Genomic DNA, 24,580 nt, shown 5'->3' with positions numbered 1-24,580 from the left:
AACACTTGCTAAAAGAATACAAAAAGAAATATCTAATAAGCTAAGTGATTTTAACGCTGATAAATCAGTTAACTTAACTACTTCAACGAGATTTATATATACACGTAATTTTAAAACTATGAATACAGTTAGTGTTAAAATTTATGAGGATAAGCTATATAAACTGAGAGATCTTCAAAAATGTATGCCAGATTTGCCTAGTTGGTATGATAAATGGAAAGAGCAAAAGAAAAAGAATAAAAAGAAAGTATATAACTTTTTTAATTTATATAATTTACTTATAACAAGGCTTGGGGATTTGGAAAAACTTCAAGAGCTTAGGGATTTTAACTGCCATGGGTATCGTGAGCTTATGTGTTTTTTATATAGAAATTTTGCTATGCAAAGTCTTTTTAATAGGAGATAGCCCTAAAGATGCAGCAAAAGAAGCTCAGAGAATGATGCTTGAGTTTAATCGAAGATTTAAAAAAACACTTATAGAAAAGAATGTTGAAAGTAAGACAAGAAACGTTGAAAGAAAACAGTACAACTTCAGAAATGAAGCTATTATTGAAATGCTTAATATAAAGGATTATGAGTAGAGAGAACTCAAAACAATAATAAGTGATGAAGAGTATATGAGAAGACAAAGAGAGTATGATGAAAAAAGAAAAGAAGAGAGAAAGAAAGCTCGTAGAAACGAACAGGGATTAACTAAAAGAGAACAGAAGAAGAAGGAAAAAATAAATATTATAAAAAAATTAATAGAAGAAAATCCAAAAATTAAGCAAAGAGAGATAGCTGAAAAGCTTGGAATATCTCAACAAATGGTATCAAAATATAAAAAAGAGTTGGAGGATTAAAAAATACAACTGAAATGTCCGTCTTATATGGGAAGTACATTTATGTACTTCAAATAGTAATGGGTAAAAAGTGTAATATAAATGTTAAAATATAAATAATTTGGTAGGTAATTTAATAAAAGGAGGTTTATAACGATGTTTAAAAATTTAGTAATTATAGTGTTGGTTTTATTATTATCCCTAGGGGAAGTAGGAACAAAAGCGTATGCAGTACAGATAATATCGCCATGGGCTCAGACACCGTTTAAAGTAATGAAAGAGAGAGGGCTAATACCAGAGACATTAAGAGAAGATGAGAACATGAGAGAGGAGATAACAAGAGAAGAATTTGCAGAGTTAGTAACGACTTATTTTATACAATTTAAACCACAAACAATAGAAGGAGAAGAGGTATTTACGGATACATTAAGTCCTTTAGTACAATTAGCAGGAAGGCTAGGGATAGTAAAAGGAACAGGCGAAGGGAAATTTAGCCCATATGAAAAGCTAACAAGAGAGCAAGCGTCAACGATGTTTATGAGGGTAGAAAAAATGATAGAAGAGGGATTAGAAATAACGAGAGAAAATAGATTTAAGGATAAAGAAGAAATATCGGAATGGGCGAAGGAAGGAGTATCAACAATGAGTAAGGAAGGAGTGATAAAAGGGTATCCCGATGGAAGATTTAGACCGAAGAAGGCGATGACAAAAGAGGAAGGGATAGTAGTAGTGGCAAGAATGGCAAAGAAACATGGAATAATAACGTTTGAGGAAAATGAAGGAGAACAACAACCAACAAAGGCAGAAGAAGGAAAAGACCTAGCAGTAAAACCCGAAGGAGATTTATACATAGCCCATATAACAGGAGAAAAGCCAAAGACGGCAGTAAGAGTAGATTTTAGAATGAAGTCAGATTTTAATAAATATAAAGAAAATTTTATACTTAATTATAAAAATATAAATCAAGTAATTACTTTACATTTTCATTTTGGAAAATTAGTTGCTTGATTTAAAAAAGAGAGGTGAACAAAAGTACCGTTGGCTTGCGGTATAGCATTGTAGAGATATGCTATTATGTACACTAATATTTGTAAAAATATTGAGTGTATGAATAAAATCTATAATTTTTATATATTTATTTAGATTTTTATAGATTTTATAAAGCTGATAAAATGCTAAACAGAGTTTTAATTTCATCCTTTATATTTGTAATTCTTTATATAATATTGAGTTATATTTTAAAATTGTTTCTAAGTGACAAAATAACTATTTCGACAATAACTAGCATTTCATCAATGCTAATAACTTCTTTATTGATAATAAAAAAAACCGACAAATAAATGTCGGTTTTTTTTATTTCTTACTCAATTATATATTGAGCACACCAAAAAATTTTCTTTGTACTAGTCAACCATATAACCATATTCAAACAATCTTGGATCATCAAAATCTATTTTTGTTATTTCAGAAAACGATATACCTCTAATATTAAAATAAGCAATGCCACTATACTTATCTAAATATATTGTGTTATTAAGTCCTTCAAATACATAATATCTAGAAATAGTCTTTGTAATCTTTATATTGGATATATCTTCTTTCAGGGCATTGGATGATTTAGTTAAATAATCATCATCAGGGTTATGAAGTTTTTTGTAGTTATCTTCGTATTTATTATAGGCATCCTCTAGTTTACTTTTTAAATTTTTACAAGCTTCTTCCTCTGAAATATATGGAATATTTAATTCTTCATCAATAGTAACGACAGGATTCCATGTAAACAAATCAATTTCGGAAGATTTGTAATATCCAACCTTTAATCCCATTTTTTCAGAAATAAACCTCAACGGTACATATGTGGTATTATTAATAAGTATTGGTGGTGATGTTAAAGTATATTCTTTATTATTAACAGTTGCAAAAGTATCATCAATTTTCAAAACTATTGTAGAGTCCTTATTTTCAATTATTACTTTATTACTTTCTTTCTTCCAACTTACCTTTAGTCCTAAAGCTTCACTTATAGTTCTTATAGGAACAAGTAATCTATTATTGTTATTTATTGCTTTTATATCAGCTCTAAAAGAACCATTAATTAGCATAATAGGTTGTGCATTTTCTTCTGAAGCATTAATTTTTATCCCATTTGAAAAAACATACTCCTCTATAGGAATTAGTTCTTGATATCCAACTTCCTGTATATCACGTTCACAATGCATACTTAGATTTGCAGTTTTAATAGAATTATCTGTAGCATGAACAAACATTACTTGTAGTATAAAAAAAATACAAATGAATATTGCTTTCATAAATAACCCCTCCTATATATACTTTATTGTAAAACCCTTAATTTGCATAAAATCATCATTTGAATCTATTGTTAATGTATGTAATATATAATTCGATCTGTATTATTATACCATTTTATACTTAATAAGTAATAATTTATGTGATATTAAGCTGACTTTGAAACTATACTCATTTTGTTCTTCTCTATAATTCTATTATTTTTTCCTAAAATAAGTGCTTTAATTTCCGTATATTAGATATAAAAAGAGTGTATAGCCATTAGAATTCTAATGGCTATACACTCTTTGTTTATTAATCTTCAAACACTGAAACTAATTAAAGTTGTTAAAATTATTATAAATCTATTAAATTTTAAAAAGTATAAAGTTTTATAGACATTTCCATAAACTACCTAATACAAAGTATACGATTTATTTAAAGTTTTTTCAACAAATTTTATACATGATATAATATGATTGAAAAATTAAACATAAGTTATAGGAGTGGGTTTATGTTAAGTGTATTTGAAAAATTTCTTAAAAATGAAGGAAAAAGTGAAAATACAATAAAAAGTTATATTAGACATATAAAACTATATTTAAAATGGTTTGAAGATAGTTTCGGCTCAGAATTTAAAAAACTTTATAGAGAAAATGTATTAGATTATAAAAGTTTCTTAAAAAATATAAAAAAAGATTCAGCTAAAACTATTAATGTTAAATTAGCAGCTCTTACAAAATTTAATGAATTTTTAATTGAACAAAATATTCAAAATGATATAGTTGTATCTAAAAAAGATAATATAAAAATTCAAAGTCAAGGAACAAATCCTACAGATATAAATAAAACCGATGTAGAGAAATTTAGACAAATAGTTCTAGAAAAGGGTTCTAAAAGAGATTATGCCATTATTACACTTCTTGCTTATTCTGGACTTAGAATATCTGAAGCCTTGAATTTAAAGTTAGATGATGTAAATTTAGCAGCAAAAGAAATATTAGTGAGAAGTGGAAAAGGAGATAAACAGAGAATTGTTTACATAAATGATAAAATTGTAAATGCTATTAAATCTTATATTAGAGAAAGAAACAGCGAAAGTAGTTATTTATTCGTAAGTAGGCAAAGTGACAAATTAAATAGAACTAGAGTAAATCAAGTATTTAATAAGTTTAGTGATAAAATAACTCCTCATAAGCTAAGACATTTTTGGTGTACTCATGCTTTAGAATGTGGATATTCAGTACATGAAGTAGCAAATCAAGCAGGACATAGTAATATTCATACTACTTTAATTTACACTAATCCTTCTAAAGAGAAAATGAAAGAAAAGGCTAACTTACTTTAATAATAATTTTACATTTAATCGCATATTTTGTTATAATTAACATATACTGAAATTATTTTACAAAACATAAATAAAGGATTGTGATTTAAATGGAAAAATTACTTAAAATTACAACTTACATTAGCGGAACTATAACCGTTTTGTTGGGATTGGTTTATATCTGTGTGAATTTTGTATTTCCTTTTTTTATCAAAACTTCAGTAAGAAATTGTGCAAATTTAAGTGAAGATATTGGTGATATTGCTGGACCGACAAAAGCATTTGTTGCACATAAAGTAAGTGCTGGTTTATCTTTAGGTATGTTAATATTAATTTTTGGAGTTATAACTATTGTTTTGTTTTTACTTAAAAATACAACTACAAAGTGTAATTAATTCCTAAATTCTTAACTTCTTAAGAAGTTAAGAATTTAGGAATTAATAAAATAATATATAAATTAATATACTTAATTAAACAAATCTATAATAGAACTTTCCAAAGCTAGCCTATCATTTTTACTTTTCTGAAACATTTATTCAACATTTGTTTCGATATAAAAATTTTCTTTTTTAGCTTTTACTTTCCGTTCTACTACAATTCTTTTTTTATTAGAAACAACTTCTTAAATTTTTAAGAAGTTAAGAAGTTAAATATTTAAGAATTTAAGAATTAACAAAACAACATATAAAACAGATGCACTTAATTGAACAATAAAATATTATATATTAAACAAAAAATACCTAAGGGGGAACTATTATGGATTGGTTTAGTGTAAGAAAAATTATAGCGATTATACTTACCTGTGTTTTTTCTTATTTATCAATAGTAGGAAAAGTTGACATAGATAAATTTATTCCTATATTCAGTATGGTTATAGGATATTATTTCGGTAAATCGACAGCTTTAGATATTCCTAAAAATATTGAAAAAAATATTAAAAATGAATCAATTTAATGAAACAATTTTTGTATTTATTTGTCTTTATTTATGTTAGGAGGTGATGTAAGTTATTTTTTGTATAAAAAATCAAGTAAATATACTATTACCTCTCACGCACCCCTAGGGAAAATTGTTACTCTAGGGGTTTTTGTTTGTATTTATAGCAAATTAAGGCTAATACTGTTAAAATTATATAATATAGTAATTTATCAACCAATTATTTTAATAGGAGGTTTATCGTTGAAAATCTTGAAAAACAACAAACAAAACAGAACTTTAAGTGACGAGCAAAAGTATATTTTATATAAAACATATTATAAAAGTGTTTTTAGAACAATTTATTATTTTACAAGAGATAAAGAAATTTCTAAAGAATTAACTAATGAAGCTTATATAAAAGCATTTGAAAACTATGAATCTTTAAATGAAATAGATAAATTTAAATCTTGGATATGTACAATAGGACTAAATCTTGCTAAAAATTATGTAAATAAAAATAAAAAAATTACTTTAATAAGTAATACTGAAATGTTAAATTTACAAACTGAAAGAATTGAAGATAAAATAATAGAAAGTATTCAAAAAGAGAACTTAAGAAAAAAAGTACGGAGTATTATTTCGAAATTAGATATTAAATATAGAGAAATTATTTTTCTAAGATATTATGATGAATTATCGTATAATGATATTTCTAAAAAACTTAATTTAAATATAAACACAGTTAAAAGTAGATTAAATAGAGCTAAAGAAAAAATACATAATTTGATTAAACTAGAAGGTGAATACGATGAATAAAAAAGATAATTTAGATATTTTAATACAAGATATTTTAAAAGAAGATGTAAATAATGTTAATATATCAAATAAGGAGATTGAACTTGAATGGAGAAAATTTCAAAACCTTCAAAACAACAAAAATAAAAATAAATTCAAATATACTAAGATAGCTTCTGTTGCAGCTATAATAACTGTTTCTTTTATAATAACTAATTCATTTTATTTAAATAATTCTTATTCATGGAAAATATTTAGAAAAAATAATATTAATAAAAAATCAGAAAACACTTTAAGTATAGAGCAGTACTCTTCTATAGAAAAATTAAAAAACTATGATGAAATTGATAATGAATTAGAGATAATAGATATCAAAAATGTTCATGAATTTATAAATTTTGAATTTAAACAACTCCCTTATGAATTAAATAAAGTTTTTGTTAAAGGAAAAAATACGATTGTATTAAATTATAACAATTCTAATGGAAATGTTAAATTTATTCAACATTTAGAAGGAGATAAATCAAGTGAAATTATAACAGTATCTAAATTTTCTGATATTCAATCATTCAAAATAGGAAATATAAAGTATTCTTTGATAAACATAAATGATAAGTATTCTAAAATTGTATGGTGTTCTTTTGGATTGAAATCAGATATAATTATGAATTATAATATATCAAAAAATGAAGCTATAAATATTATAAAATCGTTAAAATAATAGAGTGAATTAAAGGATTAATCCTTTAATTCACTTCTATTATTTTAGTAGAATTTCTTTCACTTTCTTTTGTAGATCCTTTTTTTAAAGAATGATATGCTTTAGCTCTATAAAGTCCTGGAGTAACTTTGTAAGTTTTAGAACAAATTACGAAATCTGAATTTTTTTCACTTGCTGATACTGTACGAAAAATTCTCCATACTCGTGATTTTTTATCGTATTTTTGAAGATAAATTTTGATAGATATAGTATCTGCCTTTTCAAGTGATTCAGTATATCCACTTATTTCTAACTTATTATTTTTATAAAGGTCTATCCTACATACTGATGAGCATAAGTATTCGTTGGATTTTTCAGAACGATGAATATCTGAATCTTCTCCAAAACTTACTAAACTAAATGATAAGAAACAAATTGTACATATAAATAGTGAAACTATTTTTTTCATAAAAAAATACCTCCTCAATTTATTTTCTTTTACAAATAAAGACAAATTAACATTAAAAAAGTTTCAAAAAAAAGCAAAAAATTTAAAATTTTTCACAGATAGTTTGAGTGCTTTAGCTTCTTTAATTTATAGTTATGTAAGTTTTTGTAGTGATGTTGAATTAGGTATGAATGAAAGAATACATATACAATAAATTATAAGAAATTATCTTGGTTATATTTTTTTAAAACGAGTTGAATTCTTATAAATGTTATAATATTTAGTTATATAAATAAAAAAAAATCATGATATATATTATGGGTATGCAATATTTAATAACAGCTGATTTATTGCTTGAGATGATACTGCTGTCTTTTGCAATTTGTTCTATTTTTTTCGAAATAAATACTTCAATATTTAAGAATTATTCAGTAATTCTTATAGTTTAATATATAGTTAAATCACTATCATTTATTTCGTTATTATCAAAAATTTGCTTGATTGTCTTGCCTTGAATAAGAGTCTTATCTAATAATTCAATAAATTCATAAACGTCATCATAATAACTGCTTTCCTTGGTATTGTTACATACAAAAACCCATCCTTGTGAAGAATTAAGTAAGCCATATACATTATTATTATATTTAAACTCAATTTCCCTTCCTATAGATAGATCTTTTAATAAGAATTTATAACTATAATTCATTATTTTTCACCTCAAAGTTAATAAGCTTTACCTCTTTTTAAAGTGGTTTCATGAAAGTTTTAATATATCCTTTACTCAGCTATATCGTAAAAAAAGTTACATGCTTAATGTAAAAAACTTAAAGCTGAAACTATAAATACTAAGTTATCTGCTCTTTCTAAATATAATGAATTTCTTATAGAACAGAAAAAACAGAATGATAAATTAGAAATAAGGAATAAAAAATTTTATTCCTTATTTATCAAATCTTTAACTCGATTAAATTGATTTGGAAATAAATTATCAGGAACATACTTTTTTCCTAGTATTTTAGAAACCTTAAATCTAGCACAAATTTCATAATTACCTTTACAATAATTTTTTTTATACATTTCTGCTAAAGTAGGTTTAGAACTCATTTTATCATTAAAAAATGGACATGTATGTATAGACGGACAAACAGACATATTTTCCCTCCTATTAAAATAATGTAGTATAAAATATGTTATGTATTTATGAAATATTCTTATAATTATAAATAGACTTTTTAAAAGTCATAAAAGGGAAAATATATTTTGGCAATAAAAAAGTTAATTTTTATTTAGTTAATAGAAAATTTTTTTATTAAAAAAAATAATAAGAGAAATATAAATAATTCTATTATAAAAATTATTTTAAAATCTATTATATTAATCAATAATAACGGTAAAAAAAACAATATACAAATAAAGTAAAATAAAAATCTTCTTTTATGTTCAAAAATTTGCTTTATATGGATAAACTCATAACATGGATTTTTATAGTCAAAATAAATTTTAATAAATAATGTAAATATAGATACTAAAATAAAAAGGCTAGCAACTTTATAATTAAAACCAGATATATTCATAAATTTAAAAATAATAAAAACTATTATATATGCAGGTAAAGTTATAGATAAAATAAAAATATATTTTGCTATAAAAAATTTATTCATATTTATAGGTAATGATTTAATTAAATTTATGTACTTTTTTTCTATTGAAAAAATAATAGAACTTGTATTTATTAACAATGGAAATAATAAGATTATATAGTTATATTTTTGAAAAACTTTATAATCAATTATAAATACATAAACAAAAAAAGCAAAAAATAATAATGTTGCGATATGATTTATAAAAATAATTTTTTCATTATAAAATCTTATATACTCTCTTTTTAAAATTGAAATTTTTCTTTTACTTAATATTTTTTCATTAGTAAGCATAATAAAATTAAAATTATTAGCAAAAGAATAAAAAGAATTAATTAAAAATAAAATATTACAAATTAATAAAAATATTAAATTCATATATATACAAAAATACAAAAATAAATAAACAAATAAAATATTTTTTAAACAATTTAAAAATTTTTTGTTTAAAAAATCCATATTGAATGAAATTGATAAAAATAAAATTGCAGTTGATGAAAATAATATTTTTAAAAAATCATTTACATAATAAATAAACAAACTAAAATCTTTATAAATAGAATAAGTATAAAAAGGAATTAAAAATATTATAATTTTTTTTAATACTAAATTTATAAATAGTATCGTAATATATCCTAAAAAAATATCAATCATTTCAAATGGTAAAATATTATAAATCAAGACTTTTTTACTACTTAATTTTGAATAAATAAAAGTGTATGTATAGTAAAATGTAACTCCTGTTATTCCTGGAATAATATGCATACTGGATTTTAAATTTATATACATAGTAGGAAGAATAAAAAAAACGAAAAAAATTCCTAGAAAAAAGAATGCTAAAAAAGTTTTATAATTATTTTTTGTTTTTAAATAGTATTCTTCTTTTAATATGTTTTTTATACTATTCATATTCATTTTTAGTCACCTTGAAAAACACAGTTTTAATATTTGTGTCTTCGTTTATAGTAATAATTTTTTTTATTCTTCCTTCATCTAAAATTGCAACTTTATCACATACTGAATTTATAACTTCTATTAAATGACTTGAAAAAATTATAGAATTACCTCTTTTTACATAATTTTTCATTTCTTTATAAAAATTATCTATAGATACAATATCAAGTCCTACAAGAGGCTCATCTAATATTAAAAGAGGTGTATCTAAAAGTAAACCACATATTATTGCAATTTTTTGTTTATTTCCAAGAGAAAGAGTTTGAATTTTTTTATTAATATAGTTATTAAACGAAAATAATTCACAATAATAATATAATTTTTCTAAATTTAAATACTTCTTATAAAGATTATGAACAAATTCTATATAGTTAAATCCACTCATTTCTTCAAATAATATTGGATAATCAGGTATAAAGTATCTATTTCTTTTAAATCCTATAGGATTTTTTATAAAATTATCATTGTTTAAATATATTTCACCTTCAAATTTATTATGAATTCCAGTAAGACAATTTAAAAATGTAGTTTTACCCGCTCCATTTACTCCAAGTAATCCAAATATCAATCCTGAATCAATATTTATATTTATATCTTTTAAAATAAATTCATTTTTTTTATACCATGCTTTTAAATTTTTAATTTGAATCAATTTTAAATCCCCTCTTAATAACTTATAATTCTTAAAATGTTTAAGTTTTATTAATTTTTTATTAATAAAAACAATCGATATATAAATATTGAAAACATTAATATAAATGGAATTACCATTAAAAAATCATTTTTAAAAATAAACTTTAAAACAGATCCTAAACAACCTAAAATAATTATTAAATAAAATAAAATTTTTATTTTTTTATTTTCTAAAATCAAAAAAAACACCTCTTTTCCACTTATAATTTAAGTATTTTCTAATAAATTTACTTTATGTCATTATTTAGAAATTGTCAATATTTAAAATTACATATTATTTTCCTATTATAGTAAATTAATTGTAAATAATTATGAAAATTTATTCAGTTATACAGACAAACAATCCATTAAAATGGAAATATCTACACTTAACCCTCAAGATAATGCTATAAAAGGTTTAATTAAACAAAAATTAGCCATTCAAAAACAAATTCAGAAAGTTAAAGAAAATAAAATGGATCCAATAAAATTAATAAAAAGAAAGATAATAAAAAAGCCTAGCTCCTCTAATAAAGTTACTAGGCCATGGCGATTATTTTAAACTTATAATTGCTTTACTTAATTCATTTATTGAAGTAGTTAAATTACTCAATTTCCCTTCAATTCTAACAAGTAAATATATTGATACTGCTATTGGAAAACCTAAATTTGCTATACTTGTATATAAATCTTCCATAACATCCTCCCTTACTTAAAAGGGCTAAGAATTCTTAGCCCTTAAAGTTAGTTGTTGTATTCAAATTCAGTAATATCAGTTTCAACTATTTTTGCACTATCAACTTTTTTTAAATCTCCACCACTTGATGTAAATATGTTTTTAGTTACTATATCATTCATTACAGTTTTAACTTCATCAGAAGTTATATCTTCTCTTGGATCATCTATTGATATACTTACCTTTTTACCAAGTTCATTTTCAAACGTCATAAGTAATTTTTTAGCCATCTAAATTTCCCTCCTCTCTATTCACTTAAACTCAAATTATCTTGTCTTATGACATCTACTAGATTATGCTGTTGAAGTCCTGATATTCCTTTAGCTACGGCATAGATGTTATCATCTGTTGCATCATTTTTTACATGAGCTAGTGATTTTCTTTTGAATATTTCTTTTCCATGCTCATCTAAGCCAAGTGAAAATGTCAGCTTTATAGAGCTTTCTTTAGGTATTTTTACTATTGCCATTATGTAACCCCCTTTCATTTATCTGATTTAAGAATATATAATTTTAAGATAATATTACAGATAAAGAAATTAAAAAAAATAGTTTGTAAAGGAAGTTTAGCATAATATTACTTTGAATTTGAACGTATACTTTATTATAGGATATAGGAGGGGATATTGATGATTTTTATAAAATTAATAGTTTCTTTTATTATTCTTTTAACCTTATTAACTACAACTTTTTTAGAAATTTTAGCTTATTTTAAGAAAAAACATTTATGTTCAAAATTAAATCATTATTTTTGGTATTCAGCTATTATATTTATTTTCAGTATATTTTTAGATGAAATTGAATTGTATGTATCTAATATAGTTTGTATAGTTTTTCTTTCAATATTAGGAATAATTTCTATTTATATAATAAATAAGGATTTGAAAATATATACAGAAAAAGCATAGTTAATATGCTTTTTTTTTTACTTATTTTTAATTAAAGAAGGATTGTAATTATGTTGTATTGAAGATAAATATATAAATGTATTTATGTTAAATACAATATTTAATATCAAACACTATAATTATATGTTTTCAAACATAAATACAATATAAACAGTATATGTATTTAACTATTTAATTGAATTAAGCAATATAAAAGAACATTCATTTTAGTAAGTTTTTTTATAATGAAATTAAATTTAAAAGGGGGGATAATATGTATACTATAAACGAGGTAGCTGAAAGATTAAATTTAAATAGTCAAACCTTAAGAAAGTGGGAAAATGATTTTGAACTTAAAATACCTAGAAATGATATGGGACATAGATACTATACAGATAGAGAAATTGAAATTTTAGAAAATATAAAAATATGGAAAGAAAAAGGAGCAACTAAAAAAATTATCAATGAATACTTAGGAAAAACAGATAAATTTAAAGAACAAAAAGAACAAGCACTAGATCTAATTACTTTAAACAAATTAACTGGAAAAGAAATAAAAGAATTAATGAGTAGACACATAGCTGAAATTTTAATTGAAAGAGAAGAAAAACTAAAAGAAGAATTTAAAAAAGAACTTGAACAAATATTTGAACAACAACAATACAAAACAACTGAAAAGGTAATTAAACAAGTAAAAGCAGAAAATCAAAAATTAATGAATTATATAGCAAAAATAAGAGAAGAAGATAAAAATAAAAAAGGATTTTGGAAAAAATTATTTTATAAATAAAAAAGGAATCAAGCATAATTATTATATACTCAATTCCTTTTTTATAATAAATAGATTAAAAACTTCTAAGCTACTACTTTATTTTCATTTCTATATTCTTTTACATATTTTTCAAAGTCCCATTCTCGTAAAAATTTTTCAGTACTTTCATATCCAGATTGATATAAAGCTAAACTTTTTTCTTTAGATAAATCAAATTCTGTTGTATTTACTCCTAATGTTGGAATATTTATTGTTCTAGCTAAATCTTTATCTCTAATATAAACATCTTCATTTTTTCCACTAAAAATACAAGTATTAAACACATCAAGCGAATAATGAATAAAATCAGTTTTACCTTGTGCAGTATAACTTAACTTATTTTCATCGAGATTAAATCCAAAAGTAGGATAACTTGGTTTTCCTTCTACATCGAATATCCAAATAGGATAATTTGATAAAATTCCACCATCTACTATAAAATTACCTCTTAATTGTACTGGTTTAAAGAAAATAGGAATACTCATACTCATTCTTACTGCTTTAGCAATATCAAATTCCATAGAATTTATACCGTATTTTTCAAGATCATCAGGTAAAATTAACATTTTGCTATTAGTTGTATCTGCAGCAATTATTTTAAGTTTTGATTTTCCATTTATATAAACATCTTTAAATTTTGTTTTACCTTTTGCTTTAAGAAGATTGTGTATCCAGTTTTCAAAATAATCTCCACTATAAAATCCTTTATCAGTAAATAAATTATATGCATGTGATGCTTTTTCAAATATATTACTTGAACTAAATATAGATATATTTTTGTCTAAAAACTTAGTATAATCAGTGTTGAGCATAAGTTCTTTTATTTCTTTTCCCGTGTATCCTACAGCTAAAAGTGCTGATATTATAGCTCCTGCTGATGTACCAGCACATCTTTCAAGTTTATAACCTTCTTCTTCAAGTTTACATATTGCTCCTACAAAAGCTATACCTTTTACACCTCCTCCTTCAAATACCGCATCAAATTTTTTGATATTACTTGTTTTTGTCATATAAATCATCATCCTTTCTCAATAAATTTTTTAATTTGTTTTAGAAACTGATTTTTCAGTTTCTATATAATAAAGAGTTTTTTTATTGCAAAAAGTAAACCAAATTTGTAAAAAAATATTATGTATAAATTTTGTATGCTATTTTGTAATTTTTTCAAAGCTTTTTTCTTTGTTTTATTTACTGCTTGTCTTGATATTTGTAATTTTTTTGCTATTTCAGATTCCGTGTATCCATATATATAAATTTTCTGCAAAATGTATCTTTGTCTATTTGATAATTTATCTAAAAATTCATTAAGCAAAAATTTAATTTCAATTGTATTTTCAGTTTGATTTTTAGATACTGTGATTTTTTCATTCAGTTCAATTTCTGAAACATATATGTTTTTATACTTTTTTGATAATTTTATATATTTGTATTTTAATGAGCTTGATATATACTTGATTATACATTCCTCTCTTTTAATATTTTTATTTTCATATATAGGTATGTTTTTTATTATTTCAATTAAATTTATTATTAAATCAGAATATGCTCCGTCATAATTTAATTTTTTGCTGTATTTTTTTATTAATAAATTAAATTTGTTTATAATTAGCATCATTGATTCTTTATTCCCGTTTTGAGCTTCAGCAATTATTTCATATAATTTTTTTTGCATAAAACCCCCCCTATTTCACTCTTTTATAAATCAAAAAGTCAATAAGGGAGGTAATGTAAACTTTAAATTTAAAAAAATATTTTTTATTTTCAAAATTCTAAATAATCACAAATAAATAGCCTCAATTTTTAAAAATTGAGGCTATTATTTTACATATTAACAATTAAATGTTAAAATAGGTGTATATTGTAATATGCAACTATTGATATATTAAAAAATAAGAAAGGGGTTTTAAATGTCTAAATATGAAAAATGTGCGATAAAAGCTATTAATCTAATTAAATCTGGTAAAATCAACAATCCAAGAAATGCATGGGAAAGAGCAAGTAGTGAAATTTTTGGAAAAGGAACAACTGGCCAACTTAAAGGATGTCCTAAGTCCGCTTTTTTAGGCCTTTGTGAAGAAGGAATAATAAAAGGAATATCGCATGGAAAATATACTAAATCAAAAAAAAATAAAAATTATGCAATTAAAGCTATAAAAATACTTTTAAAAGAACCTTATTTAAAAAATAATAAAAAAGAACTTTGGAATAGAGTAATAGAAAATAACAAAATATCTCATAATTATCAAATGGATGTAGTAATTGCTTTATGGAATAACAATTTAATCAATAAAGAAAATTTAAAATAATCGCCATGGCCTAGTAACTTTATTGGAGGAGCTAGGTTTTTTACTATTTAGATAAAATTTTTCGAATTTGCGTTTCACAAATACCGTATTTAAGAGATAATTCTCTATAATTTGAACCATTAAATTCTTTTTTTATATTCGCATCTCTTATAGGTTTAAAAACACTTCTAGGAGTTGGAACGTACATATTCGTTCCTCCAAAACGTTTACATAATTTAATAAAACTATCTACACCGACAGTATCTGCAATATCCCTATAAGAAACTGGAATATCTTCAAGTTTTAAAGTGTTTTTCACTCTAACACCCCCAAAAAGTGTAATTATTATACATTTATGAATTCTACTAAAAAATGTAATATCCTTCTAAATAAAATTTAAAAACAAGAATTTTCAAAAAAATAATTGACTTAAATTTGAGAATGTGGTAATTTTTAATAAATATAAAAAAGAAAGGAAGATGGCCAATGGGTAAAAAAAGGATACTTGCTTTAGGACTAGCCTTAATGACATCTTTATTTTTCACAACGCCAAATGTTGTTAAAGCAGAAGAAATATCAAAAGCAAAAAAACCTATTACAATTATGTACTATTGTGATGCAGATAATGATCTTGAATGGAGTTTATTAAGTGATGTTGAAGAAATGAAAAAAGGTATTAAAACAGACGAAATTAACTTAATAGCACTAATAGACAGAAGTGAAGATTACACTTCAAACAAATCAGTTCTTGGAGAAGATTTCTCTGATACAAGATTATATGAAATAAAACCAGGAGAAGTCAAAAGAATAGATGGAGGAAGTCAATTTCCAGAAATAACTACAAATTCAACTGATTTTGAAGCAAATATGGGAGATGCTCATACATTAAAGAATTTTATTGATTATTGTAAAGAAAGATATCCTGCTGATAAATACGTTTTAATTCTTTCAAATCACGGTGGTGGTCCAAAAACAGATGATGAAGCTGAACAACGCAAACAAATTTGTGTAGACGAATCAAATGATATGGATGTTTTATACACAGGAGAAATTTCAGATGTATTGACAAAAGATCAATCAGTTGATGTTTTTGGCTTAGATGCTTGTCTTATGGGAAATGCAGAATTTGCTTATCAATTCCACAAAGGAAATGGTGGATTTGAAGCAGATGTAATGGTAGGTTCAGCTCCAACTGAATGGGGTGATGGTTGGAAATACGATAAAATACTTGATAGACTTCAAACAAAAGATGGAGATAACGGTGAAGAAGATACAACTTTTGGAGGAAAAGAAAAATATTATTCTCCTAAAACTGTAACAGCTGCACAAATAGGTGGAATTATCGTTGAAGAACAAAGAGATTCTTGTGAAGGTGTTGTTACAGACCAATCACTAGCTTGTTATGATATGTCTAAAATAAAAAGAGTTAAAAATGCAGTAGATGATTTAGCAAGAGCAATTAAAGACGAAAAAGCTAAAATTGAAAATGTAAGAGGAAAAATGAACAATCCTAAAATAATGCATTATTTTAATTCAGAAAAACAAAGAGAACAAATACTTTATCCATTTTTCGATTTATATGATTTAGCTCAAAAAATAAGACAGTCTAAAGACTTTAATGACGATATAAAAGATAAAGCAAAAAAAGTTATGACTAAAGTAGACAATATGGTTCTTTATTCATATGGTGGAGAAAGTTATAAAGGATTTAAAGATGGAAAAAATGGATTATCTATATTCTTCCCTTCAGGAGATAGTAAAATTTTTGCTAATCGTAGTTTTCATAAGCATTTTGAATATCAATACTGGTATAGTCCACTTGATTTAACTCCTTATTTACAATTAGGAGATAAATGCTATGGAAAACTAAAATGGTGTCAAGACGGATTAGACGAAGAAATAAATAAAGTTGGTAACTGGTTTGAATTATTAGATAGTTGGTATGATGATGATAATAGTTTCCTAGGCGGATACAACGAATATCAATGGTAAATTATAAAAGTATTTAATACCTCTTTGTTAAATAGTGTTAGTAAGTAAAATCACAAAGTTGAAAGACGTTTAAAATCTAATGGATTTTAAACGTCTTTTAACTTTAATCAAAATTTTACTAATTCAACTAATCTAAAAAACATTAATAAAATAAAAGAAAGGAGTTTTTATGAAATTTACTAATAACATAAAATCATATGCAATAATAATAGGGGTATGGTGTATTATATTTATTTTTTTAGCATATAATTTTTTCTTAAAAACTAAATATTCGGAAACAAGTAGAATTTCTTATAATTTAATTAAAGTGAAGCAAAACCAAAAGTTTGGAGTAATAAATTTATTTGGAAAAGAAATAATAAATCCTCAATTTGACGAAATTTATTTTATGCCTGATGATAATATGTTTGTAGTAAAAAAAAATAATAGATATGGATTTATTAATAAAAAAGGAATTATAATTTCTTCTCCTAAATACGAACGAGTTCATTTTTCTTTTCGTGAAGGTTTAATGTCAGTAATGAAAGATGGTAAATGGGGAGTTATTAATAAAGAAGGCAATCTCATAATAGCATGCAAATTTCAAATGATTAATAGTTTTTCAGAAGGATTAGCTGCTGTTGCTGTTGACAACAAATGGGGATTTATTAATAAAAGAGGAGATTTCATAATAGAACCTCAATTTCAAATGGTCGATAGTTTTTCAGAAGGGTTAGCTGCTGTTGCTATTAACAATAAATGGGGATTTATTAATAAAAGAGGAGATTTCGTAATAGATCCTCAATTTCAAATGGTCAATAGTTTTTCAGAAGGGTTAGCTGCTGTTGCGATTGACAACAAATGGGGATTTATTAATAAAAAAGGAGTTATAACTATATCTAGAAAATATGATAGAGCAATGTTTTTTAAAAAAGGAATAGCTAAAGTTGAAATAAAAGGCAAGCTCTTATATATAAATAAACAAGGACAACTGATATACTAATTATATATTAAAAAAGAGTTACAGGCACAATCCATTGTAACTCTTTTTTGTTCATACTAGCCATGGCAATTCATATCTATCAACAACTAAATTTTAAACTTGCTGACAGTTTCTATTAGTCCTTTCACTACATTATTTAAATTCTGCGCTGTAGATGCTACTTCTTCTGATGATGCACTAAGTTCTTCGGAAGCTGCAGCTACTTCTTCAGTTGCTGCTGAATTTTCTTCTGCTACCGCACTTGCACTATCTACCTTTTCTATTACTATATCTTTTTTATCTATAATCTCTTGTATTGAATTGTATGTTTCTTCTATATGTGGAGCAATACTTTCTACAGATTCTAATATATCCTCAAAAGATTTTAATGTTTTATCAAAAATATTTGCTTGGTCATTTACAAGAACTTTAACATTGGTTGCTGTATCAATAACTTCATCAGTATCTTTTGATGTAGATGATATTAAATGTGAAATTTTTTCTGTAGATTCTCTTGATTCTTTCGCTAGCTTTCTCACTTCTTCTGCTACAACGGCAAATCCCTTACCATATTCCCCTGCTCTTGCTGCCTCAATAGCTGCATTTAATGCAAGGAGATTTGTTTGTTCTGATATAGATGATATAATTTCTGTTATACTTCCTATTTCATTCACAGAATCAGTTAATGTTTCTACTTTTTTAACTACTATTTCAAAAGATTTTCTTAGATCCCCTATAGATTTTTTTAATTTATTTAGTTCTTTTTTACCTACATCAGCTTTAGATGCAGTATTCTTAGTTTCATCTGAAACATTTTTCAAAGTTTCATATGCATATTCAATGCTATTTGTCACTTCTTGCATCGCATTAGTTATATCAGTTAAATCCTGTACTTGATTTGTAGCTCCTTCTGCTACTTGTTGCATAGTTGATGCCATTTCTTGAGATGATGCAGACATTTCATTTGATGTTGTTACTAAATTTTTTGATTGCAATGTTACATCATTTACACTTTGTTTAACTTTACTTATAATTTCTTTTTGAGAGGAAATCAATTTCCTAAAGCTTTCTTGTACTTTTCCTATTTCATCATTTGATTTAATATCAATGTTTATATCTAAATTACCATTTGCTGCCTTTTGCATTGTTTTTGATAGTTCATTAAGAGGATTAAGTTTTCTATTTAAGAACCATATAATAAGTGCACAACCAACTATTAAGTTTACTATTGACGTTATAAGTATCATGTTAAGAATTATTCTTGCTGGCTTATCAAAGTCTTCATTATAAGCACCTACATTTATAAACCAATCCCAAGGTTCAAAATATTTAACTGCATTAATTTTAGGACGCATTTTCTTTTCACCAGGATTTTGCCAATAAAAATGTATAATGCCATTATTTTTAGGATTTTTACCTTCTTCAATTATAAGTTTAACTATATTATTGCCCTTAGGGTCATTTATTTGAGATATGTCTTCTCCTTCTTTATATGGATGCATCATTTCTATACCTTGACTATTTATTGCATACATATAAGCTCCTATGCCTAATTCCAGTTTGTCATTTTGTCCTCTGGTTTTTCCATCTTCTTTTTTAGGATTTAACATCTTATTTTTAAATATTTCTTGAGCTTCTTTTCTTGTTAGTTTACCTGCTTGAACTTGATTTTCTAATGTTTCCATTAAAGAAATACCCATGTTTATTTTATTTTTTAAAGCAGTTTGTCCAAAATTTAAAAGTGCTTTTTTAGATGTAGTATAAGCAGAAAAACCTAAAACAGACATAGTAATTAAAATTATTGCAGTAAACATTGAAATTAATTGTAATTTAATACTTTTGGTGTTAAGTTTTTTGAGTTTAAACATTACTACATATCCCCCTTTATAACTTCTTAAATAACTTATTATATTAGATATAATATCTATAAATTATATCGACATTTTAATGTAAATTATTAACTAATTTTTTAAATTCAAGAATATTAATTACTGATTATTATAATTATAATTAAATGCCATTGTTTCAAAGAATTAAAAATAAATATAATAAATGTATATAATCGATTGACATATGTCAATTAAAGAAGCTAAAATATAAATCAATACATTAAATAATAAGGAGATATAATCATTGAACAAAAAAAACTATAATATATTTATTTATTACTTTAAAAAATTTATTATATGTACTTTTATAAGCGTTATAATTTCTTTTATATCAATCATTCATATAATGGTATAATTTTATAAATTCACCAAAGAGAGGTTTCTACTATGAATCATAAAAATCCCAAATCGAATGATGATGTTTTTTTAAAAATTTTATTAATAATATTTCTTCTTTTAACAATATTTCTTCTTTTAACAAGATTCTTACATTTTGTTCCTTAAAATAAAATCTGTAAAGTTTTTTACTTACTAGGGCTGATAAACAAAAGGAAGTTGGCAACCATTCATTAGTTGCTAGAAAACATGAAATAGCATAAACTTTGGTAAATCGTTGGGTACGTTCATATAAAAAAGAAAATGAACAATTAAAAAAATTATTAGTTGAAAAAGACCTTGAAATTGCAAAAATTCCTATAGTAGATTTGAAGTTTTGGGATTAATAAGTAATCATATTATATAGATAAAAATATCTAAAGTAACTCGTTGTGCTAGTTAAAGCAATAAACTATTTAGGAGACAGTAAAACAGTTAAGAAAACGTTACAAAACTTTATAAAAATCCCTTGGTTTTTAATAATCTATAGATTATAATAATATCAAGAGGTGATTTTATTTGCTAAATTAATTGGAAAAACAGAGCAAACTTTAAGAAATTGGGATAAAAGATAAGCAAGAATTAGTGCTAAACTTCAAGGTAAAAGAGTTAACAAAGTCAAGAAGATGATTAGAGGATTAATTATAAGATTATATCCGACAAAACAACAAGAAGTTTTAATGTATAAACATACAGGTTCAATGAGATTTATTTATAATTGGGCATTAGCAAAGCAAATAGAAAATTATAAGAAATATGGTAAAAGATTATCAGTTGCAGAATCGAGAAAAGAACTTACTAAATTTAAAAAAACAGAAGGAGGTGAAATCCGTTACCAAAAAACTAAAAATATTATAAAACTTGAAAAGAAGATTAAAAAACTTCATAGTAAATTTAAAAATATTAGATTTAATTATATACATCAAGCTACTTCTAAAATGGTGAAAACCAAGCCAAAAAGAGTAGTTATGGAAACTTTCAGATAGACTTTATAAATGTAGCTGTGGATTTATTTGTGATAGAGATAAAAATAGTGCTTATAACCTTGCAAATTATGGTTTAGAAAAATCAATTTAAAAGATTTTCTAAATTGGGGATTCGTTACACCCTACTACATCGATAGATGTAGCAAAGCCTATGGAGTGTTATAAACACCAAAGTAGCTACGGCAAAATGGGACACTATGAAATAGGAAAGAAACAAAAGCTATAGACTTTTGAAATCTTCTTATAAAGTTTTATAGGCTTTTGGTAACGGTATACTATACATGTCTTTAAATAATAAGCTTTTAATTTATAGTGAAAAATTAGATGAAAAATATATATTAAACTTATTTAAAAATCTACAAAATGAATTTTTAGTTAGAAATTTTGGAACGAAAGAGATAGAAGAAATAAGTGAAGATAAAATAAATGAAAAAGCTATAGAGATATATTTAGATATTTTAGATTTTAAAGAAAAATTTTATTGTGATGTAAAACATGGTTTTTATATTAATGGTGAAAGATTAAGTAAAGCTATAAAACATATCCAAAACTTAGGATTTAATGCTGAATTGTATAAAAGTCATTCTCATCTATATTGTGATATTAATAGTATTAGTTTTGAAGGGTATTGTTATTTTTTATCAGATGGCACCTATAGAGTATTTTATACAGAGTGTAATAACAGTGAGATAAATAAAAAATGTATGGAAAAATTAAAACTAACTACAGAAAATAATAAATATTTAAAAATAGAAAAAGAAAAAATTAATTGGGATGAATTATGTTATGAGTTTGAAAAATGGATATTGCAAATTTTAGAGAATATAGAGTAATAGTTCAGAGGAGTATAAAGTAAATTATGTAGATTAAATGAAGATAATTCCGGAAGTGTAAAAAATTTGGTTTTACTGCAAAAAATATAAAATAATCCAGAAATCCCTTTGACAGATTTTGATTATGCTGTTAATCCAAATAATTTATTTATAAATCCAACTTCAGCAAGAGCACATCGATTTATACCGTCGATCTGCCCTTTTCTTATCATATGGAAAGCTTCAATTCCTTTCAATGTTTTCCTTGCAGTAAAATCCTAACCCCAGTAAGGTCATCATTATATAATAGCATTAAGTCAACAGCCCTTTTATTTTCATCTTTGAGTTTATGGTAACGGGTAAGAATTAGCTTTCTACTACTTCAAATATTTTATGAAAAGACGCAATATGAGCATTCATATTTGGAGTTCTAGGAGGTATTCTTTCATGCTCTATTCCTAGATATTTACATCCTCGTTCAAATTCGATAAGGGGCTAAATGTTTCTTCAAGTATTTTTTTTGCTTTTTCCGTTATGAAATGTTCTTTTTTAAAAGAACTGACTTTCTCAAGCTTATTTTTTCCTTCTTCAAATTTACCTTCTTTCAAATCAATAAGCCCTAAATAATAGTTTATATAAGCATTGTTTTTTTCAGAAATATTTTTTTTATTAAGTAAATCTTCAAACATTTTTTTACTTTCGTTTATATTTCCCATATAAAACTTGTATATTGCTAAAAAAGCTTTTGATGGTTTTTTTAATTTTTCCTGCTTAATTTTTTCAAGGTACATATCGTACATTGTCTTAGCTGAATCAAGTTTGTTAAGCATTAATAAATTTAAAATAATTAATTCATAATATGTCTGTTTATATTTTTTCATATAAACATTTTCCAAAATTATAGAATACAAAACTTGTAAACTTTCTTTAAATTCACCTTTATGATTTAATATCTTTGATTTGAACATCATTAATGTTATCTTAGGTCCGTATTGTTTTTTTAACTTAGACAAATCTTTATCAAGTTCTTTAAGAAGTAATTCGTATTTATATTCTTTCTCTAAAGCAGAAAAATATTTAAGTCTGATATTGAATTTAACTATAATAAAAACCATATAAATAATAAATAAAATAATTCCTTTTAACATTATATCTAAAAGTTGAGAATTAATTATTTCAATAACTACAGAAAAAACAAAAAGAGAAAATATAAAACCTAACAAAATTATTCCTTTTAAAAATTTCATAAAATCACTCCATCTTCACAAAAATAAACTCTCTCTCCACTTGCTCACGCTGAAATAAGGGCTTCTTGCTCTGCAAATTCTTCTCTTGTTATCTCCTCTCTCAAGTATTATATACTTTAGATTAGCCATGGCTATTGATGCAGAAATATTATTAAAAAATATTAAATTGAATAAGTAAAAATAAAATAAAATTTGCAATAAATAAAAACAAAGGAACTATTGTTACTTCAAAATTTCTTTTTAATTTTACTGATATAATTAACAAAATTAGAAATAGTAGGCTTGTAATTGATACGCATATTTTTAAAAATAACATAAATCAAACGCTCCTATAATATATTTAATTAAAATTATGTAGTATGTAATTAATTTTATGTTTTTACAAATGGTTTTTAAATCCTTAACTTATAAAAGCATACTTTATATGGAAGTATCTGTCAAGGTTGAAGTGAATGTGTGTATAGGCGACCTCGGCAGATACTTTTATATTAATTATATGTACTATTTAGATTACTCTTGAACAAAGTTTTATTTAGAGTAAAAATTAGAGAGGTGTATATGAAATATATAAAAATAACACAAAGATAAGGAATAATACAAATAACTTTAGATACTGTAATATAAATGTTAAAATATAAATAATTTGGTAGGTAATTTAATAAAAGGAGATTTATACATAGCCTATATAACAGGAGAAAAGCCAAAGACGGCAGTAAGAGTAGATTTTAGAATGAAGTCAGAATTTTAATAAATATAAAGAAAACTTTATACTTAATTATAAAAATATAAATCAAGTAACTACTCTACATTTTCATTTTGGAAAATTAGTTGCTTGATTTAAAAAAGAGAGGTGAACAAAAGTACCGTTGGCTTGCGGTATAGCATTGTAGAGATATGTTATTATGTACACTAATATTTGTAAAAATATTGAGTGTATGAATAAAATCTATAATTTTTATATATTTATTTAGATTTTTATAGATTTTATAAAGCTGATAAAATGCTAAACAGAGTTTTAATTTCATCCTTTATATTTGTA

The 24,580-nt window shown here is 24.1% G+C and carries 29 protein-coding genes; 16 read left to right on the top strand and 13 right to left on the bottom strand.

From position 1 onward, the window contains the following. The 4 genes from BUA19_RS11875 to BUA19_RS09335 all read left to right on the top strand — a co-directional run. Positions 1-406: hypothetical protein (locus BUA19_RS11875; RefSeq protein WP_330389070.1), on the top strand; the 406-nt coding region annotated here is incomplete at its 5' end. Then, complete coding sequence (locus tag BUA19_RS11545) at positions 336-581, top strand: hypothetical protein (RefSeq protein ID WP_143145418.1); 246 nt, start codon at positions 336-338, stop codon at positions 579-581. The genes BUA19_RS11875 and BUA19_RS11545, both read left to right, overlap by 71 nt. Before the next feature lie 36 nt (positions 582-617). Then, entirely contained in the window at positions 618-842 is a 225-nt protein-coding gene (locus tag BUA19_RS09340; RefSeq protein WP_072725909.1) for a winged helix-turn-helix transcriptional regulator, read from the top strand. A gap of 135 nt (positions 843-977) precedes the next feature. Then, a complete protein-coding gene (locus BUA19_RS09335) occupies positions 978-1,829 on the top strand; it encodes an S-layer homology domain-containing protein (RefSeq protein ID WP_072725908.1) in 852 nt (283 codons plus the stop codon). Between the two features lie 395 nt (positions 1,830-2,224). On the opposite strand, the gene BUA19_RS09330 is transcribed toward BUA19_RS09335, so the two are convergent. Next, on the bottom strand, positions 2,225-3,130 hold the full coding sequence (locus BUA19_RS09330; RefSeq protein WP_072725906.1) for a copper amine oxidase N-terminal domain-containing protein: 906 nt from the start codon (positions 3,128-3,130) through the stop codon (positions 2,225-2,227). 491 nt (positions 3,131-3,621) lie between these two features. On the opposite strand from BUA19_RS09330, the gene BUA19_RS09325 reads away from it, so the two are divergent. From BUA19_RS09325 to BUA19_RS09305, 5 genes are all read left to right on the top strand, one after another. Then, entirely contained in the window at positions 3,622-4,455 is an 834-nt protein-coding gene (locus tag BUA19_RS09325) for a tyrosine-type recombinase/integrase (protein ID WP_072725904.1), read from the top strand. An 89-nt stretch (positions 4,456-4,544) separates the two neighbouring features. After that, the gene (locus BUA19_RS09320) at positions 4,545-4,829 is read left to right on the top strand and encodes a hypothetical protein (RefSeq protein WP_072725903.1); all 285 of its coding nucleotides are present in this window, start codon (positions 4,545-4,547) and stop codon (positions 4,827-4,829) included. A gap of 361 nt (positions 4,830-5,190) precedes the next feature. Continuing rightward, the gene (locus tag BUA19_RS09315) at positions 5,191-5,388 is read left to right on the top strand and encodes a hypothetical protein (protein WP_072725902.1); all 198 of its coding nucleotides are present in this window, start codon (positions 5,191-5,193) and stop codon (positions 5,386-5,388) included. Between the two features lie 225 nt (positions 5,389-5,613). Further along, positions 5,614-6,168, top strand: coding sequence for an RNA polymerase sigma factor (locus BUA19_RS09310; protein WP_072725901.1), 555 nt, complete (start codon positions 5,614-5,616; stop codon positions 6,166-6,168). Beyond that, a complete protein-coding gene (locus BUA19_RS09305; protein WP_072725900.1) occupies positions 6,161-6,868 on the top strand; it encodes a hypothetical protein in 708 nt (235 codons plus the stop codon). The genes BUA19_RS09310 and BUA19_RS09305 overlap by 8 nt, the downstream gene beginning before the upstream one ends. Before the next feature lie 25 nt (positions 6,869-6,893). Here BUA19_RS09305 and BUA19_RS09300 read toward each other — a convergent pair whose 3' ends face one another. The 7 genes from BUA19_RS09300 to BUA19_RS09260 all read right to left on the bottom strand — a co-directional run bounded on the left by BUA19_RS09300 (position 6,894) and on the right by BUA19_RS09260 (position 11,766). Further along, positions 6,894-7,316, bottom strand: a complete 423-nt coding sequence (locus BUA19_RS09300) for a DUF6147 family protein (protein ID WP_072725899.1) — start codon at positions 7,314-7,316, stop codon at positions 6,894-6,896. Between the two features lie 424 nt (positions 7,317-7,740). Then, positions 7,741-8,001, bottom strand: coding sequence for a hypothetical protein (locus tag BUA19_RS09295; RefSeq protein ID WP_072725898.1), 261 nt, complete (start codon positions 7,999-8,001; stop codon positions 7,741-7,743). Between the two features lie 227 nt (positions 8,002-8,228). Continuing rightward, entirely contained in the window at positions 8,229-8,447 is a 219-nt protein-coding gene (locus BUA19_RS09290; protein ID WP_072725897.1) for a hypothetical protein, read from the bottom strand. A gap of 1,389 nt (positions 8,448-9,836) precedes the next feature. After that, on the bottom strand, positions 9,837-10,541 hold the full coding sequence (locus BUA19_RS09280) for an ATP-binding cassette domain-containing protein (protein ID WP_178137481.1): 705 nt from the start codon (positions 10,539-10,541) through the stop codon (positions 9,837-9,839). 573 nt (positions 10,542-11,114) lie between these two features. Beyond that, entirely contained in the window at positions 11,115-11,258 is a 144-nt protein-coding gene (locus tag BUA19_RS09270) for a YvrJ family protein (protein WP_072725890.1), read from the bottom strand. A 47-nt stretch (positions 11,259-11,305) separates the two neighbouring features. Beyond that, positions 11,306-11,527, bottom strand: coding sequence for a DUF2922 domain-containing protein (locus tag BUA19_RS09265; RefSeq protein WP_072725888.1), 222 nt, complete (start codon positions 11,525-11,527; stop codon positions 11,306-11,308). Positions 11,528-11,544: 17 nt separating this feature from the next. Beyond that, positions 11,545-11,766, bottom strand: a complete 222-nt coding sequence (locus tag BUA19_RS09260) for a DUF1659 domain-containing protein (protein ID WP_072725886.1) — start codon at positions 11,764-11,766, stop codon at positions 11,545-11,547. A gap of 159 nt (positions 11,767-11,925) precedes the next feature. Here BUA19_RS09260 and BUA19_RS09255 point away from each other — a divergent pair, with 159 nt between their 5' ends. After that, complete coding sequence (locus BUA19_RS09255; protein WP_072725884.1) at positions 11,926-12,204, top strand: hypothetical protein; 279 nt, start codon at positions 11,926-11,928, stop codon at positions 12,202-12,204. A gap of 253 nt (positions 12,205-12,457) precedes the next feature. Then, positions 12,458-12,973: a helix-turn-helix domain-containing protein gene (locus BUA19_RS09250; protein ID WP_072725882.1), complete on the top strand. Its 516-nt coding sequence runs from the start codon at positions 12,458-12,460 to the stop codon at positions 12,971-12,973. 65 nt (positions 12,974-13,038) lie between these two features. Here the strand turns inward: BUA19_RS09250 and BUA19_RS09245 are convergent, their stop codons facing one another. Both BUA19_RS09245 and BUA19_RS09240 read right to left on the bottom strand, forming a co-directional pair. Further along, on the bottom strand, positions 13,039-14,004 hold the full coding sequence (locus BUA19_RS09245; protein ID WP_072725880.1) for a patatin-like phospholipase family protein: 966 nt from the start codon (positions 14,002-14,004) through the stop codon (positions 13,039-13,041). 62 nt (positions 14,005-14,066) lie between these two features. After that, positions 14,067-14,666, bottom strand: a complete 600-nt coding sequence (locus tag BUA19_RS09240) for a sigma-70 family RNA polymerase sigma factor (RefSeq protein WP_072725878.1) — start codon at positions 14,664-14,666, stop codon at positions 14,067-14,069. A 235-nt stretch (positions 14,667-14,901) separates the two neighbouring features. On the opposite strand from BUA19_RS09240, the gene BUA19_RS09235 reads away from it, so the two are divergent. Next, on the top strand, positions 14,902-15,300 hold the full coding sequence (locus BUA19_RS09235; RefSeq protein WP_072725876.1) for a DUF6979 family protein: 399 nt from the start codon (positions 14,902-14,904) through the stop codon (positions 15,298-15,300). A 43-nt stretch (positions 15,301-15,343) separates the two neighbouring features. Here the strand turns inward: BUA19_RS09235 and BUA19_RS09230 are convergent, their stop codons facing one another. Further along, entirely contained in the window at positions 15,344-15,598 is a 255-nt protein-coding gene (locus BUA19_RS09230) for a Mor transcription activator family protein (RefSeq protein ID WP_072725874.1), read from the bottom strand. A gap of 167 nt (positions 15,599-15,765) precedes the next feature. On the opposite strand from BUA19_RS09230, the gene cloSI reads away from it, so the two are divergent. Both cloSI and BUA19_RS09220 read left to right on the top strand, forming a co-directional pair. Beyond that, positions 15,766-17,271: a clostripain gene (gene cloSI / locus BUA19_RS09225; RefSeq protein WP_072725872.1), complete on the top strand. Its 1,506-nt coding sequence runs from the start codon at positions 15,766-15,768 to the stop codon at positions 17,269-17,271. A gap of 169 nt (positions 17,272-17,440) precedes the next feature. Next, complete coding sequence (locus tag BUA19_RS09220; protein ID WP_072725870.1) at positions 17,441-18,253, top strand: WG repeat-containing protein; 813 nt, start codon at positions 17,441-17,443, stop codon at positions 18,251-18,253. A gap of 86 nt (positions 18,254-18,339) precedes the next feature. On the opposite strand, the gene BUA19_RS09215 is transcribed toward BUA19_RS09220, so the two are convergent. Then, positions 18,340-20,100 (bottom strand): methyl-accepting chemotaxis protein, encoded by a 1,761-nt coding sequence (locus BUA19_RS09215; RefSeq protein WP_072725869.1) that lies wholly within the window; start codon positions 20,098-20,100, stop codon positions 18,340-18,342. 1,022 nt (positions 20,101-21,122) lie between these two features. Between BUA19_RS09215 and BUA19_RS09210 the strand changes: the two genes are divergently transcribed. After that, positions 21,123-21,482 carry a helix-turn-helix domain-containing protein gene (locus BUA19_RS09210; protein ID WP_072725867.1) on the top strand — a complete coding sequence of 120 codons (360 nt, stop codon included), beginning with the start codon at positions 21,123-21,125 and terminating at the stop codon, positions 21,480-21,482. A 281-nt stretch (positions 21,483-21,763) separates the two neighbouring features. After that, positions 21,764-22,315, top strand: a complete 552-nt coding sequence (locus BUA19_RS09200; protein WP_072725865.1) for a hypothetical protein — start codon at positions 21,764-21,766, stop codon at positions 22,313-22,315. 437 nt (positions 22,316-22,752) lie between these two features. On the opposite strand, the gene BUA19_RS09195 is transcribed toward BUA19_RS09200, so the two are convergent. Then, the gene (locus tag BUA19_RS09195; RefSeq protein ID WP_072725863.1) at positions 22,753-23,541 is read right to left on the bottom strand and encodes a tetratricopeptide repeat protein; all 789 of its coding nucleotides are present in this window, start codon (positions 23,539-23,541) and stop codon (positions 22,753-22,755) included. Between the last annotated feature and the right edge of the window lie 1,039 nt (positions 23,542-24,580).

It is taken from the genome of Tepidibacter thalassicus DSM 15285 (genome assembly GCF_900129915.1).
GTDB lineage: Bacteria > Bacillota > Clostridia > Peptostreptococcales > Peptostreptococcaceae > Tepidibacter > Tepidibacter thalassicus.
Note: the sequence above shows the minus strand (reverse complement) of the source record. Positions and strands in the feature narration are given on the sequence as shown.

What these genes read in the sequence shown, in the direction of transcription:
- BUA19_RS11545 (WP_143145418.1), top strand. Translation starts at nt 336, where the DNA reads ATGGGTATCGTGAGCTTATGTGTTTTTTATATAGAAATTTTGCTATGC.
- BUA19_RS09340 (WP_072725909.1), top strand. Translation starts at nt 618, where the DNA reads ATGAGAAGACAAAGAGAGTATGATGAAAAAAGAAAAGAAGAGAGAAAG.
- BUA19_RS09335 (WP_072725908.1), top strand. Translation starts at nt 978, where the DNA reads ATGTTTAAAAATTTAGTAATTATAGTGTTGGTTTTATTATTATCCCTA.
- BUA19_RS09330 (WP_072725906.1), bottom strand. Translation starts at nt 3,130, where the DNA reads ATGAAAGCAATATTCATTTGTATTTTTTTTATACTACAAGTAATGTTT.
- BUA19_RS09325 (WP_072725904.1), top strand. Translation starts at nt 3,622, where the DNA reads ATGTTAAGTGTATTTGAAAAATTTCTTAAAAATGAAGGAAAAAGTGAA.
- BUA19_RS09320 (WP_072725903.1), top strand. Translation starts at nt 4,545, where the DNA reads ATGGAAAAATTACTTAAAATTACAACTTACATTAGCGGAACTATAACC.
- BUA19_RS09315 (WP_072725902.1), top strand. Translation starts at nt 5,191, where the DNA reads ATGGATTGGTTTAGTGTAAGAAAAATTATAGCGATTATACTTACCTGT.
- BUA19_RS09305 (WP_072725900.1), top strand. Translation starts at nt 6,161, where the DNA reads ATGAATAAAAAAGATAATTTAGATATTTTAATACAAGATATTTTAAAA.
- BUA19_RS09300 (WP_072725899.1), bottom strand. Translation starts at nt 7,316, where the DNA reads ATGAAAAAAATAGTTTCACTATTTATATGTACAATTTGTTTCTTATCA.
- BUA19_RS09295 (WP_072725898.1), bottom strand. Translation starts at nt 8,001, where the DNA reads ATGAATTATAGTTATAAATTCTTATTAAAAGATCTATCTATAGGAAGG.
- BUA19_RS09290 (WP_072725897.1), bottom strand. Translation starts at nt 8,447, where the DNA reads ATGTCTGTTTGTCCGTCTATACATACATGTCCATTTTTTAATGATAAA.
- BUA19_RS09270 (WP_072725890.1), bottom strand. Translation starts at nt 11,258, where the DNA reads ATGGAAGATTTATATACAAGTATAGCAAATTTAGGTTTTCCAATAGCA.
- BUA19_RS09265 (WP_072725888.1), bottom strand. Translation starts at nt 11,527, where the DNA reads ATGGCTAAAAAATTACTTATGACGTTTGAAAATGAACTTGGTAAAAAG.
- BUA19_RS09260 (WP_072725886.1), bottom strand. Translation starts at nt 11,766, where the DNA reads ATGGCAATAGTAAAAATACCTAAAGAAAGCTCTATAAAGCTGACATTT.
- BUA19_RS09255 (WP_072725884.1), top strand. Translation starts at nt 11,926, where the DNA reads ATGATTTTTATAAAATTAATAGTTTCTTTTATTATTCTTTTAACCTTA.
- BUA19_RS09250 (WP_072725882.1), top strand. Translation starts at nt 12,458, where the DNA reads ATGTATACTATAAACGAGGTAGCTGAAAGATTAAATTTAAATAGTCAA.
- BUA19_RS09245 (WP_072725880.1), bottom strand. Translation starts at nt 14,004, where the DNA reads ATGACAAAAACAAGTAATATCAAAAAATTTGATGCGGTATTTGAAGGA.
- BUA19_RS09240 (WP_072725878.1), bottom strand. Translation starts at nt 14,666, where the DNA reads ATGCAAAAAAAATTATATGAAATAATTGCTGAAGCTCAAAACGGGAAT.
- BUA19_RS09235 (WP_072725876.1), top strand. Translation starts at nt 14,902, where the DNA reads ATGTCTAAATATGAAAAATGTGCGATAAAAGCTATTAATCTAATTAAA.
- cloSI (WP_072725872.1), top strand. Translation starts at nt 15,766, where the DNA reads ATGGGTAAAAAAAGGATACTTGCTTTAGGACTAGCCTTAATGACATCT.
- BUA19_RS09220 (WP_072725870.1), top strand. Translation starts at nt 17,441, where the DNA reads ATGAAATTTACTAATAACATAAAATCATATGCAATAATAATAGGGGTA.
- BUA19_RS09215 (WP_072725869.1), bottom strand. Translation starts at nt 20,100, where the DNA reads ATGTTTAAACTCAAAAAACTTAACACCAAAAGTATTAAATTACAATTA.
- BUA19_RS09210 (WP_072725867.1), top strand. Translation starts at nt 21,123, where the DNA reads ATGATTAGAGGATTAATTATAAGATTATATCCGACAAAACAACAAGAA.
- BUA19_RS09200 (WP_072725865.1), top strand. Translation starts at nt 21,764, where the DNA reads ATGTCTTTAAATAATAAGCTTTTAATTTATAGTGAAAAATTAGATGAA.
- BUA19_RS09195 (WP_072725863.1), bottom strand. Translation starts at nt 23,541, where the DNA reads ATGAAATTTTTAAAAGGAATAATTTTGTTAGGTTTTATATTTTCTCTT.